This window comes from Bacillus sp. EB106-07-01-XG149, from assembly GCF_058791555.1.
Window position 1 is genome coordinate 654,067 of the sequence record NZ_JBYTDP010000001.1, and the last position, 14,825, is coordinate 668,891.

Annotated in this window: 8 protein-coding genes and 2 pseudogenes; 1 reads left to right on the top strand and 9 read right to left on the bottom strand. The window is 33.8% G+C overall.

From position 1 onward, the window contains the following. Positions 1-96 precede the first annotated feature (96 nt). The 6 genes and pseudogenes from AC3WTA_RS03375 to AC3WTA_RS03400 all read right to left on the bottom strand — a co-directional run bounded on the left by AC3WTA_RS03375 (position 97) and on the right by AC3WTA_RS03400 (position 9,832). The gene (locus AC3WTA_RS03375; RefSeq protein WP_002096621.1) at positions 97-1,155 is read right to left on the bottom strand and encodes a sensor histidine kinase; all 1,059 of its coding nucleotides are present in this window, start codon (positions 1,153-1,155) and stop codon (positions 97-99) included. After that, entirely contained in the window at positions 1,152-1,865 is a 714-nt protein-coding gene (locus AC3WTA_RS03380; RefSeq protein WP_000746046.1) for a response regulator transcription factor, read from the bottom strand. The genes AC3WTA_RS03375 and AC3WTA_RS03380 overlap by 4 nt, the downstream gene beginning before the upstream one ends. A 372-nt stretch (positions 1,866-2,237) precedes the next feature. Beyond that, positions 2,238-4,454, bottom strand: a complete 2,217-nt coding sequence (locus tag AC3WTA_RS03385) for a binary toxin-like calcium binding domain-containing protein (protein ID WP_000811546.1) — start codon at positions 4,452-4,454, stop codon at positions 2,238-2,240. Between the two features lie 266 nt (positions 4,455-4,720). Beyond that, positions 4,721-7,126 (bottom strand): PAS domain S-box protein, encoded by a 2,406-nt coding sequence (locus tag AC3WTA_RS03390; protein WP_000584324.1) that lies wholly within the window; start codon positions 7,124-7,126, stop codon positions 4,721-4,723. Between the two features lie 269 nt (positions 7,127-7,395). Further along, positions 7,396-7,648 (bottom strand): annotated as a pseudogene (locus tag AC3WTA_RS03395) (hypothetical protein); the annotation flags it as partial. A 369-nt stretch (positions 7,649-8,017) separates the two neighbouring features. Continuing rightward, positions 8,018-9,832 carry an acyltransferase family protein gene (locus tag AC3WTA_RS03400; protein ID WP_000165415.1) on the bottom strand — a complete coding sequence of 605 codons (1,815 nt, stop codon included), beginning with the start codon at positions 9,830-9,832 and terminating at the stop codon, positions 8,018-8,020. Between the two features lie 506 nt (positions 9,833-10,338). On the opposite strand from AC3WTA_RS03400, the pseudogene AC3WTA_RS03405 reads away from it, so the two are divergent. After that, positions 10,339-10,441, top strand: a pseudogene (locus AC3WTA_RS03405) (IS6 family transposase); the annotation flags it as partial. A 233-nt stretch (positions 10,442-10,674) separates the two neighbouring features. On the opposite strand, the gene hblB reads toward AC3WTA_RS03405, so the two are convergent. The 3 genes from hblB to hblD form a co-directional block, all read right to left on the bottom strand. Further along, on the bottom strand, positions 10,675-12,072 hold the full coding sequence (gene hblB / locus AC3WTA_RS03410) for a hemolysin BL regulatory component HblB (protein WP_000730544.1): 1,398 nt from the start codon (positions 12,070-12,072) through the stop codon (positions 10,675-10,677). 325 nt (positions 12,073-12,397) lie between these two features. Next, complete coding sequence (hblA, locus tag AC3WTA_RS03415; RefSeq protein WP_000977256.1) at positions 12,398-13,525, bottom strand: hemolysin BL binding component B; 1,128 nt, start codon at positions 13,523-13,525, stop codon at positions 12,398-12,400. Between the two features lie 36 nt (positions 13,526-13,561). Beyond that, positions 13,562-14,782, bottom strand: coding sequence for a hemolytic enterotoxin HBL lytic component L1 (hblD, locus tag AC3WTA_RS03420; protein ID WP_000714431.1), 1,221 nt, complete (start codon positions 14,780-14,782; stop codon positions 13,562-13,564). Positions 14,783-14,825 lie beyond the last annotated feature (43 nt).

Here is a 14,825-nt window from a genome sequence, read left to right on the forward strand (position 1 = left end):
AGTAAAAAACCTCCTGTAACATACTGTGTAGTAGTATGTTAACAAGAAGGTCTTTCATTTTTCTAACGTAAATGTTACAAAAGTCTTTCAGCCATCTTATTTTTTTACTGATGTGATGGGAAGAGTGAACCAAAATTCACTTCCCTGCTTACCATCTGCGCGATTCCTTACACCAATTTCCCCTTTGTGCATTTCAATCAATGATTTTGCAATAGCTAATCCAAGTCCGGAACCTCCAGATTGTGAACTTCTTGATCGATCTGTTCTAAAAAAACGTTCAAATACACGTAATTGATCATTTGGAGGAATTCCCATTCCTTCATCCCGCATAGTGAATTGGACCTGTTGAGTTGGTTTATTTTCCACTACAGTCAATTCAATTGTTCCAGAGATAGAAGAATATCGAATTGCATTATGTAATAAATTACCTATGACCCTTTCAATTTTACAAGGCATAATCAAAAGTCGAGGTAATGTATCAGGGACATCCAATTGCACATGGATTTGTTTGTCTCCTAATAAGACAGAATGTGACTCTAATACATCTAATAGAACTTTATCTAAATGTGTGAAACTTGGGTGAAAATCTACTTGCTCAAACTCTAACTTTGAAAGATCAAATAAGTCGTTAATTAATCCATTTAATCTTTCTATTTCTTTTAAAACCGTTGCTAAGTATTGCTTTTTCATTTCAGGATCTTCAATCAGGTTATCTTGTAATGCTTCTATCATCATTTGCATGCTAGCCATAGGTGTTCGTAAGTCGTGTGAGATATTGGTAATTAGCTCCTTACGAGAGTTTTCCTGTTCCTCTAACTTAGTAAACCCTTCTTCTAATTTTTTTGCCATCTGTTGAAAGGCTGTTGCCAATTCTTTAAACTCATGTGGTTCTTGCCCAATTATATACATCGTTTCAAAGTGTCTATCACTAAATTGTTTCGTCAATTTTATTAAATTTTGTATAGATCTCATGATAGGACGTGTCATTAACCAATAAATAAACGTTGAAATAATGAATGCCACAAATGCAATTACTGTTAATAACCGCGTTTGTTCCGGTTCAAGTAACATTTTCGTCTCACTATACCATATAGCAATTACCATAATACTGGTACTTAATAGATTCATGAGTAACAATTGAATACGTAATCTCATGTTTCATTTCCTCCATTTGGCTCAAAGCGATATCCTATACCCCAAACCGTATGAATCCAACGATTCTTTATCGTATGCTTTTCGAGCTTTTCACGTAAACGACTCACTAACACGGTAACTGTGTTTGATGCTCCTTCATGTCCAAAATCCCAAATTAATTCAAGAAGCTGCGAGCGAGAAAATACTTGTTTTGGATGCTTTGCCATGAGATAAAGTACCTCAAACTCTTTCACCGTTAACTCCACTTCCTTATCACAAACAAGTACATATCTTGTCTTTGGATATATTTTTAAATCTGGAAACTCTATCACTTCCAATAGAGATTCTTTCGCTTGTATTGGTACATGGCTTCCTCTTCTTAGTATAATTTGAACCCTTAATACTAATTCACGAGGGGAAAATGGCTTTGTTAAATAATCATCTGCCCCCATTGTTAAGCCTAAAATTCGATCCCTTTCCTCTCCCTTAGCAGTTAACATAATAATAGGGACATTTGACTGTTGACGAATTTCCTCGCATAATTCCCATCCATCTTTTTTTGGCATCATCAAATCTAATATAATTAAATCTGGTTGATGTGTAAGAAATAAATCCCCACCTTCTTTACCATTTACAGCGGTATAAACTTCATATTCTTCTCTTTCTAAATACCGTTTGCATACTTCTCGAATATTTTCTTCATCTTCTACGATTAAAATTCTTTTCTTCATATACTATCCTCACTTCTTTTTCACCAATAACGCAAAATTTATTTTTTCTATTATCCAATAAAAATATCTTTATAGGTAAAGATATAGAAACTAATCACATAAATAAATCAGAATTCCTCATTTCAGCCTCGAAACGAATGAAGATTCAGAAAATAATTCATGTAATACAGATAGTAATCTTAACATTTGATTACTTATATGACTAGATAGGTATTTTAAATAGTAGTTACTAAATTATATAAATTAAAAGGAATGAGTCCGATTCAACATCGAACTCATTCCTTATTAGTAACCTAAATTATTGTATCTAACTTTTCGGATTCAATTCATTTCCGGTTCTCTTTCCAAACTTAGCAACAGAACTGTTACCTATTACTGAACTCTTGATAGATTCCATGCTATAGTATCAGTCCCATTCTCTCCATTACCATATTTCATATAATCAATTAAATATCCTACCTTTAACTTGTTACCATTAGATAGTATGTTCCATTGCTTATGGTATCCAGTGAAATTCTTTGGATATGCATGATTAAATTTAAAAGTACTTGCATTCTGTTTTTGATCTAAATGGATATAACTATCTTGAAGTTTTAAATATGCATAATCTGAATAAATAGGATTTCGAAATTTAATTAATACCTCTTCATCCTTTTTAATTGGTTTTCCAGGTTTAGGTTGACCTACTCTTTCAATAATTACATTCACTTTTTCATCACTAGATTTTTCAGCCCAAAGATACTCCCATTTATTCCCGGCATGATGACTTCCCCAATAAGCTGTATTTCCATATGAAGCTACGGTATAAGGAACCCCTTCTGTAACAAATTCACCTGAATTATCTACTACATAATCTTCAAATTCTTTATTAGCTTTAATTTCAATATCAATCTTTTGTGTAGGCGTTAGATTGTGTGCGTCATTGATTTCAAATGTAACTTTTCTGTGCGCAGCAATTTCAGATTTAATAGGGTGTATATTTTCTCTAGACTCATATGTAAATCCATTCTCACGTTTAACTAGTGTGACTGTTTGTGACGGAGCATTCCATTTCTTACTATAAGTAGTAGGAATCTCTTGACTCACACCAAATAAACCAGGTAAAATTGTTGCCCTAATCTTTTGCGTCACAGAATCATAACTACCTTCTACTAATGTTGGTTGCTGTAGTTTTGCAAAAGCACCGTGTACAGAGTCTTTATGTAAATAACCGCGATCTCCCTGTCCCGCTTTTAAATTGTTCAATGCATCAGTTCCATTATTAGCTGAAACCACTGATACGTTATTAGTACTTTTAGCCTTGTTTACAATATGATTTACTTTTTTCGTATCTATATTTACATGTTGAAAAACTTCATTATAGGATAAAACTGGCTTATCAGCAAGGGATTTGTCTTTAGGAGTGTATAGCCTAAACTTTGGTATATTTCCTATATCTGTTTCTAATTGTTCAGTAGCTGCATTTACTCTAGACTCATATCTCCCTGAATCCCCCAAATGCATAATTTCTTCACCTTTTTCAATAGATAAATCCATTGTACTTGTAGGTAAAACTTCAATCGAAAGAAGTTCCCCTTGTTCAACAGCTTTCAATTCATCCAAAGATAAGACAATATTCGCATCTGCTTGTCCTTCTAAACTGTCAATTACTACTTCTGTTTTATTCCGTCCACCTTTTTCTGTACTTAAATAGTTTGCTTTATAACGATCTTGTGTTGCCTTTACAGTATTAATAATTTTGTTTCCTAAACGAATATTAAAATGAGGCGAAACATTTTCAGCGGATGCTGTTCCTACATTCTTATATTCCAAATGTACCCGTAATTTTGCTGCGTTCGTTGTATCCACAGTTGTTGCAGTAGACCAATCAAAATTATTTGTATAACTCTCCGTTTCCGTAGTTGTTTTTGAATATCCGTATCCCACATTTGCTGAAACACTTCCGGAAGGAACAGGACCAGCTGCTGAGCCTTCTACACCACCTGAACCACTTAAACCTACATTAAATGAATGTTGTGTAGATACACTTTTTTCCCATCCTCTGCTAACTGATCCGCCATTATTATCCGTAATGGTTGCAATAGGAATTACTTCAATTCGTTTGACACCAATTTGCAAATTCGGCATGTTGGCAACTATCGGATTGAAATTAGTATCAGAATCGTTGTTATAATTCTCAACCTCATACATATCAGTAAAAGGATCACCATCCGTATTGGCATTCATAGGATTCGATATAAATTTTGGTTTCCCTTTATCCTTCTCGGGATCCCATGCTTTCACTTCATTTTTTCCAGTTTGTGAATTGAATTCAATTTTATATCCATTCATCTCTAAGTCGTTAGAAATACCATCTTTATCCCAATCGTTGTTTGCCATTTCAATGTTTTGTGTAATGAGTGAACCTATTTCCCCATCAGATCCGAGCGTGAAATTCTTATCTTCTTTTTTTACATTTGCATTCTCTTTGAATATTTCAACTGTACCTCCTGGATTCGGTTGTTTTACATCTGCTAAAGCAGGAGATGCTAAAGTCAGTGCCATCGATACACTACCTAATACACTAATTGCTGGCTTCAATTGTTTCATTGTAATTTTCCCTCCTTGGTTTCTAGGTCAATTAGAACACCTACTAGTAAGATTAATTTCATCATATATAACAAATCTTTCTTTTCTCTCTCATAACTGTTAAAAAAGTCTCTCGTAAATGTTACAAAACACTTACAGAGTTTTTAAAATCTATATATGAAACATTAAAAAGCCGTAATATGAAGAACCGATTACAATATATACAAAAAAGCAGCTAGCCAAAGCTAACTGCTTACTAATTTATAAAATCTCAGTAAAAGAATGCATTAATTTTGAAGTGTGCAAATTGGAAGAGTGACTTCAACTATAGTTCCCTTATTCACTTCACTCTCAATAAATACCTTCCCCTGGTGTGTTTCAATAATTTTATAACAGACCATTAATCCTAAGCCGATTCCCTCTTCCTTAATACTGTAAAAAGGTTCTCCTAAATATGGTATACGTTCTTTTGGAATCCCACATCCTTGATCAATAAAGCGAATCCTTATTTGATTATTATCAAGTTTATCAAATTGAATCAAAATTTCTCCTCCTGTTGGCATGGATTCAATTGCATTTTTTATAATATTAACAAATACTTGTTTTAATTGATTTCCTTCACATGGAATCAGTGGAATACCAGGTGTAAAATCAATTCTAATTTTTATATTATTCATCATTGCTTGAGGTTGCAGTAGCATTAAAACTTGATCCATTAGCACACTAATATCATTAGGTTGTATCTTTAACACCTGTGGTTTGGCTACCGCCATAAATTCATTAGTAATACTTTCTATACGCTCAATCTCTGATGATACTATATTTATATACCCCTGATTATTCTCAGTTTCCGTTGATTTTAGTAATTGCATAAACCCTTTCATTGCGGTTAATGGATTATTAATTTCATGAGCCATTGCAGTCGCTAATTGTCCTACGACTGCAAGTTTTTCAGATTTCCGTAGTAATTCTTCTGTTTTTAGCCGTTCAGTGATATCACGAGAAATACTCAGGAAAACTTTTTTACCATTTAAGTTAAAAACACGGACACTAAACTCAGTTGTTATTATTTTTCCTGTTGGAAAAGCATATTCGTCTTGCAAGGTGAAGGAAGTTTGTCCCTCTCTAATTTTTTCTAACAACCTTACAATCATTTTAGAATCTTGTGGTACTACATTTGGAAATGATAACGAGAGCAACTCTTCTCTACTATATCCAAATCTTTTACAACCAACAGGGTTTACCTCAATGAATCGACTTGGAACATAATTTTCATTCAGCTCTACTACATATACTGCATCAGTTGCTTGTTCGATTAGTGCACGGTACTTCATTTCACTATCTTTTAATTGTTGGTGTAATCGATGTCGTTCTCTTTCTGCTTGTTTTCTTTCAGAGATGTCTCTACATATTGCAGATAAAGCTATCACATTTCCTCTTACGTCTAGTATAGGAGAAACTGTCAGACTGACATCAAGAAAACTTCCATCGTTACGTCGTCTAACAGTTTCTAATCTAGTAACTACGGATTCTCTTGTTAGAATTTTCCGAATGTTTTCAAGTGATTCTTCCATTAAGAAATCTGGTACACAGGGTAATCTCTTACCTATGATTTCTTGAAATGACCATCCAAATATCTTTTCATAAGCTTTATTTGCTTGTAAAATATGCCCTTCTCGATCAGATATGGTAATAGCATCTACATTATGCTTTATAAATGATTCTAGTAATTCTTTGGTAGCTCTTAATTCTGATTCTACCCTTTTCCTTTCGGTTATATCGACTGTAGAACCAACAACTTCAATAACTTGTCCATTTCGTTTAATCGGCCTAAGTGCAATAAGAATAATCGTTTTATCATCTGGCCAGGGTAATTCAAATATAATTTCTTTCCCTTCCCATGCCTGAAGATAATACTTCATCAATTGTGAAACTAAATGTGGTGGAACAATAGAAGCATCAATAGTCCGTAAGCTTTTTCCTACCACCTGTTCAGAATAAAATCCTTTTTGATAATAAAACTGTCCATCACATAAAGTGTGTATAAAGTGCTTACCCACTTTTTTAAATTTAAAAATCCCTCCTTGAAGCTCATGTACGGTATCTGTGAGTTCTTGCTTTGATTTTTTTAATTCCCGATTCATTTTAGATAAGTCCTGTGTTAAATAATATAATCTCTGGTAGGCTTCCATAAGAAATAGCCCAATTAAAAGTCCTAACGCTATATATAATAAACCTCCAGAGTAAAGTAACGTAGTATTAAAGAATACACCAACTAACCACTTTATTCCGACAAAAACAGAAAAATATAAAGATGCACTTTTAAAAGGATGAAGGTTTTTAAAATATGTTTTAAAAGTAGAAAATAGAACACTCATACTTAAATATGCAATCACAGGTGGCTCCCAATACCCACCAATGAAAAAGATACGCATTATAATTATGCTAATTAGTGTAATCCAGCCAGCAATGCGACCAAAGTAAATAAAAGATAGAATAAGAGGAACAACTCGAAGATCGTAGGAAAATCCCATGTATGGAAAAGAAAAGAGCATCAAAGTAACTGCAATAATCCCTCCATAGAATTTTTCGAAATATCGCCTGGAATGAATCAAAAACACTTGAATAAATATCGCTGCGCTAACTAATAAAGAAAAAATAGAAAGATTGATGAAATATTCTTTAATAATCATGTAATGTCCCTCCTTGCATTAAAGATATATTCGACAAGAAAACAGAAAATCCTACAATTATTACAAACAGTTCAGGTGCAGAAAATATAATTCCCTACATGACAGTACATGTAAATAGTATCATATTGATTCAAATCGAAAACCAGGGAATCTTCCATCAGAACCTTCAAATCCCCCAAAAATAAGGTGTTTTTTTAAATGTTATGTACAAAAAAACGTAGGAATATTTAATTCCTACGTTTTTTATAAATTAATCAATTCCTTCACTATTACAATTCTTCTAATTCCTCAATTTCGGCTTTTCGCTTTAAAAATATTGCAATATCTCTATTCTCCCTTTCTATTAAACCAAGAGCATGTCTATCATTTAAAATCAATTCTTTATAACCCCATATATAATTCTATTGTTGTCGCTTTACTATGTTTATGATCCGCAAAATACCATTCTAAAGGTTCTAAAGGGTTAGATACTTCAAACAATTCAGCTGGCTACCATGAAGGCAAGTTTTCATTTTCACCCAGTCGCCTTCTTTGGGCCAACGAGGATCTGTCATTGGTATTCTCGCTAGAACTATACTTTATGGATTTGAATTAACTTTTTTATTACTTGTTGCTCTTTTAATGTATTTGCAGTGCTTCCACCTGCAGAGCCTCTTCCTAATATTTCAACTTCATATTTTGTATCCTTTGTAGCCTCTTCTAGTGCCTTTTCTTTCTTTTCAAGTTCGCCTATATTTCATGTCAAATTACAGGAGTGAGTCAGGCCACTCTAAATCGTAGATTAGAAGAACATGAATAATATTCTTTTTTGAATTGTAATTAAACCTCAGAGTGGCACCTCATACTCAGAACCATTTCCTTACCCAACAGAAGTTAATAAAACATAGTTAATTATTGCTTCACCGCTTTGGCTACAAGTGCTGCGTATGCTTCTGCACCTACTTTGGTTAAATGCACAACGTCAGGTGCAAAGTAGTCTTTCTTTCCAGCACTTGCTGCATACCAATCAACTAGAGTTACATTCGGATATTCAGATGCCGTTACTTTCAGTCTCTCATTCACGATTGATTCCCACGGACGTGGTACTCTCGTATTAATAAATATGATTTTACGTTCGTTTCCAATTACTTTTATTAATGAAACAAGTTGCTCAGTAGTAAAGGCTCCATTTGTACCTAATCCAATAATGACATAGTTTCCTAAATTCCCTTCATATTTTAACTGTTCAACTACCGGAATCGCTTTTGACAGCTGGCGACCAATTTGCGCATCAATCCTAATATCAGGAAAAGTATTTTTTAAATACGGAGTAATATCAATCATAACGGAATCGCCTATCGCAGTAACTGTGAGTGAATTTTTAGGTTGCCCAGAATTTACTTCTCTTGATTCCCCTTGTTTTTGAGGCGTCTCTTGATTTGGATCTTCCCAAACTGCAACTGGATGTGGCGCCGGTTGTGTTTGTGCTGCTTCCACCTTATCTTGTTGAGAGTTCTCCTTAGCCTTACTAGCTTTTGATACCCCTACAACTGCTATCGACGAAACGAATAATGTACAAATTAAAGCTAACTTAACACCTAAAGTGACATTTTGAATTCTTAAATTCTTAAACTGAATGTTCCGGAGCGCACCTTGTCGGATTGGTTTTTCAATAAACTTCCATGAAATTTGCGCAATCAATATAATCAAAAGAAATTGAAGGATTGCTCTTATTAATGAAAAATCCCCAGCATTTACCTTTGGAGTCGTCAATGTAAGAATTGGATAATGCCAGAGGTATATGCCATACGATCTTATCCCTATCCAACGCAAAGGTCTAAATCGTAAAAATTGAGCAATACGACTAGCTGGATGAGCTAGATTTGCCACTAACAATGCTGTTGCAATTGATAAGAGAACCATTCCTCCCTTGTATAGAAATGGATCATATTGATTGGTCTTCCAAAACATAACCAAAATAATAATAAGGGCAATGCCCCCCACTACATCAAGAATGAAACGCGCCTTTGGGATAATTTTATTTGCAAGCCTATTGCTTGGCCAAACTAAGGCAAGTACCGCTCCGATAAGTAAGGAAAAGGCCCTCGTATCTGTACCATAATATATTCTGCTCGGATCAGCTCCAGGTTCATACAAAATTGCCATCGCTAAAGCTGAAGCAACGGCTCCCAGACAAATTAATAAAATCATACGGGATTGTTTTTTTATGTAGTAAAGCCCTAAACTAATGATAAACGGCCAAACAACGTAGAATTGTTCCTCAACTGCTAACGACCAAAAATGATTCAATGGAGAAAGCTGGTTAAAATTATCAAAGTACGATAATTTATGATAAATATACCACCAATTACTAACATAAAATAATGCCGCTAATGAATCTCCGCGCATTTTTTCAAGTAAAGAGCTATGAAAAACCGTAATCCATGCCAACGTTATAACGAGCATAACAAGCATTCCTGGAAGCAATCTCCTTGCCCTACTAAGCCAGAATTTTTTTAAATCAATTCTCTTATTTCTCTTCCACTCTATGGCTAGAATATCTGTAATTAAATAACCTGAAAGTACAAAAAATACAGTAACTCCTAAAAATCCTCCAGGCATCCAATTAAAATTAATATGATACAAAATAACACCTAGTATAGCTAGACCCCTTAGACTGTCCAATCCAACCATATAACGACTATTTTTTTTAAAAGGTTTAGTCATCCTACATTCACCTCTTTTTCTTGGAAATTAGGTTAATAATAACGGCACAAAATGCTATTAATCCCCTGAAATCGTATAAGCTAAACTATTACAAACATCTTTTTGTAAGGCTCTTTTTTTATCTTTACATGCACAGTAATTAATACTTTAACACGTTATCTGGCTCTGTTGTGAAAATTTTTAAGCTAGATGTTCTTGTTGCTCTTCCGAAAAAGAGGAATATGATATATAACGTATATTTGAACATTTCCCTGCAAAATAACGTTATAAAGAAGGGCTACTGGTTATGAGCAGCCCCTCTTTTACCTTACTTCACATATACATATGTTTCATTTGAAATCACATTTTATGTCTTGCCCTTACTGTCGTGTATTTTATATTTCAGCGAACCTTGCATCAGAACAATATGTGTTCTGGTGCAAGGTTTTTTTAACTAGAATAAATTCTGGGAAAGCAAATAAGGAACATGACAGATGTGATATTTTAAAGAAAATAGTTTAAGAAAAATAATAGTAGCCATTTGCTACTATTATTTTTTCTTTAAGTTATCGTAATATGCCTGAAATTCTAAAGGGACGTGGTATGTCAATTCATCTAACAACCATTATGTGCTGAGTTCGTGAATGCGGAAATTTCATTCGTGATTTTTGAAAAATAAAATAAAAAAGAAAAACTATCTTTGAAAATGGATGAAACCTACATTAATGTCAACTAATCTATGTACGAATTCCTTTGCTTTAGCTAGGTGTTCTAGGAAATAAGGAGCCATATGCCGGTCAATTTTTCAATTAACTTGGTGTCTAGTTTAGTGTACCATCTCCAATTAATGCGTTTTTTCGGGTTCAGTTCATTATATTTTCTACTTTGTCTTTATATACAACATATTCTTTTCCATCCACTACTGCTACCACCGCAAATTCATCATTTGGATTGAATGAAAGCCAGTCAGCCCACATGCTTGTATTAGCACCTCCACTCCACATATGATGAACAGTGTTTTTAGTTAAATTCATAACTTTATAAGACGCATTTGGTGCATTTGTTCCAGTCTTTATTTCAAAAGTGTATGCGTTATGGATTTTTTTATAAAAGTAAAAAACGTTTGATGGACGAAGTAGATTCATAAAATCTTGTTCTTTCTTCTCTGCAATTTTTATGCATTCCAGTAATGTGACAACATCTGTTCTTAATGTTTTCCAACTGTCTTTAGCTGAATTCAAGTTAGGCTTTAAAAATTTATATCTATTTTGATCAGCTTTTTCATCAGCTTTATCAATATGCCCCAGTATGCCCGAATATTGAGAGTCTAAATCATCCCATTGTGTGGACATATAAGTAAGAGCAGTAATAGCACTATCAATCGTACTATGCATATCACTAATATTATGAAATGCAACTCCGACTACACGATTTAATGTAATTTTATAATCTACAGTTTTACGTAATTCTGCTAAAGCAGGCTCTAATCGACCTAAATTATCTCTAGCAGTACCTATCATTATGCCACCAGAAATAAGCGTGGGGATAAAAGGGACTTTCACCATTATTAACCCATCAGATTCTAATTTCTTATAATAGTTTACTTGTCCTAAAACTTCATCTAAACGCTTTTGATCAGTCTCTACATCAGCTCCTTGGTTTTTTAAAATCGATTGCAAGGTCTCTTTATGGCTTCCAAATACTCTAACATCTTCTCCAATAGCGTTTTTAAATTTAGTTAATTCTTCTATTAATGCTTTTGCAGACTCTTGGTTTCGTTGAATCCCCAACCTTAAATCTGTAATCCCCTTTTTTAAAGTATCCCCATTTCCATTATTGATCGCCTCTACTAATGTTTCATAATAATTTTCAAACTTTGTATCGTATTCAATAATGCCGGTCAATGTATCTAAAAGCTGTTTTTTTACTTTTGTATTCCATGTAACAGCATGTGCTCTTGCATTCTTTTGATCCTGTACAATTTTACTAGGTAAATCTGCATATCCATTAATAGAAATTCCTTCAAAACTCACATCCGGATTATTAATTAGCAAATAAGAATATTCATTCATAGCTTTTGCAAATAACCCAGCATCTTGTACAGTTTTTTTCATCTTTTCTTCATTTGCTGAAAGAGACATATCTCCAGTGTTCGTTTGTTCAGTTTCAATTGCAAAGGTTGCTACTGGTGTGACTGCATAGGTAGTTGTCATAATTAAAAATGCTGATACAGCCAGTATTTTATAAGATTTTTTTTTCATCTTTTCTTATTCCTCCTGTATAGAGTATGATTTCAAGTCCTATTCTTATTAAAAGACGATGTTGTTGCATAGATTCGATATTATTAAGCAAATCTATATAACCTGTCCCCTATTGATTAATTCTGTTACAGATTTTTAAAAACAAGTAAACTACATGACTATCTTTTTATTTGGATAAAACTTATATATAAGTGAAAGGCGAAGTCTTTAATGAGACTCCGCCTTTTTAATATATAAGGATTTATTAATTATCGCTTTACTGTTTAACAGTGTAATCATAGACTCTCTATGTTATGGATCACTTTGCAATAGAATAAATATTTCCCTATTTTTGTGGAGTAACAGTTTCCACTTTTAATTCCTTTATCCCCTCTTTTAATGTAACCGCATCTGTTCTTAATGTTTTCCAACTGTCTTTCGCTGCATTTAAATTAGGTTTTAAGAATTTAAATTTATTTTGATCCGCTTTTTGAGCTGCATTCTCAATATGCCCTAGAACGCCCGAATATTGAGAATCTAAATCATGCCACTGCGTTGACATATAAGTAAGAGCGTTAATAGCATCATCAAGCGCCTTGTGCATTTCATTAATATTACTATAAGCAACTCCAACTACACGATTTAATGTTACTTTATAATCCACGGTCTGACGTAATTCTGCTAATAAAGGCTCTAACTTACCTAAGTTGTCTCTTGCTACTCCCACTATAATACCGCCAATTATTGGTAGACCCAAAATAGCACCCTTCATTACATTAAACCCATCAGATTCTAATTGTTTATAATAGTTTACTGATCCTAATACTTCTTCTAGACGCTTTTGATCTGCATCAACATCTGCACCTTGGTTTTTTAGAATCGACTGCAAAAGATCTTTATTGCCTCCAAATGCTCTAACATCTTGTCCAATAGAGTCTCTTAATTTAGTTAATTCTTCTATTAATTGTTGTGCGTACTTTTGGTTTTGTTGAATTTCACCTCGTAAATCTGTAATTCCTTCTTTTAAAGTTTCTCCATCCCCTGTATTAATCGCCTCAACCAATGTTTCATAATAATTGTCGAACGTGGTATCATATTCAACAATACCAGTCAATGTATCTAAAAGCTGTTTTTTTACTTTTGTGTCCCAAGTAACAGCATGTGCTCTTGCATTCTTTTGATCTTGTACGATTCTACCAGGTAAATCTACATATCCATTAATAGTAATTCCTTCAAAATTTACATCAGGATTCTTAATTAGCATATAAGAATAGGCATTCATAGATTTTGCAAATAATCCAGCCTTTTGCAAGGTCTCTTTCATTCTCGCTTCATTTGCAGAAAGAGCCATATCTCCATTGTTCGTTTGTTCAATTTCACTTGCAAAAGTTGCTACTGGTGAGACTACTGAAGTTGCTGTCATAGTTAAAAGAGCCGATGCAACGATTAGTTTGTACGGGATATTTTTCATCATTTTCTATTCCTCCAATATAAGTTTTCATTTTCAGTTCTATTCTTGTTTAAAAGCGATGTCTTTTGAAATGAATTCTGCATCTTTATGAATATCATTCCAACTTTCTTTAGCAGCTTTTAAATCATCCGGTATTAAAGAGAATTTGTGGTCTTGCATAGAATCGATATTATCCAGTAAATCTGTATAATTTGCGCCCATTGTATTCCACTGCTTTTGAATATTTGTTAGAGACAATATCGCTTGATCTACAGTCTGGTATAGATATGCCAATGTTTCTTTCGCGTTAGTAAGCGAAAGAACTGCTTGATTAGCCCGATCTGCTTTCATACTTAATTCCCCGATTTTGTTAGAAATTTCGTTATAGGAGTCCATATGCTTAGATGCCGTGACACCAGCCGCAGTTCCTAGACCGATACCAGCTGCTCCAAGAGCTGAAAGTCCACCAACAACAGCCGGTGTTGCTGTACCGCCAGTTACAACAATTACAACTGCTCCTCCAATAGCTGCAATAACTAAAATAGCTGCTCCCAATCCACCACCAATTGACCATGCTAATACATCATCAAAATGTTTTTTCTGAGTAGAACGAAGTTGCTCAATTTCAGCTTGAAGTTGTGGAATCGTTGCTTGTTGACCTGCTAATATTGCAGTTAATCCACCTTTCCCATCTGGACCACCAACATTATTTTTAAAATCTGTAGAATTTTGATATAGTTTCCCTTTGAAGTCTTGTAGCATCTTAATTACATCTGTTACCTCTTTTGAATTTGTATTAATTGTTGTAATTAAATCATTTATGCCCTCTTTTAGACCTGCCTTATCTTTCTTTTGTACAGTATCTACTAATGTGTCGTAATAATTTTGAAATTGTTCATCGTAATTTACAATATTACGAGCTGTTTTTTGAATCTGTGGCTTCGCTGTATCTAACCAATAATTCGCATTGATTCGTGACAGTTCTTGATTAAGGTGAATATTTTTGAGCAACTCTCCTCCTTCTGATCCTAAATCGATATTAGATAAATTTACATTCGGTTGCTTAATCATTGTTTTTGCGTACAAATCCATTACAAGAATATGAGACCCTGTTTCAGCCAATGCTTTCTTCAGTCCCTCAGGACCTAAAGCATAATTGCCTACTTTTTGTTCTTGAGCGGTCGTTTCTTGTGCAAATGCATGAATAGTGTTACCAGTAGTAGCAGTTATAACCGTTGCCAGCGTGGCTAAAGTTAGCACTTTGAATGGGAATTTTTTCATCACTTTTCTCCTTCTTTCGCTAGATTCTTATAATCTTTATAGT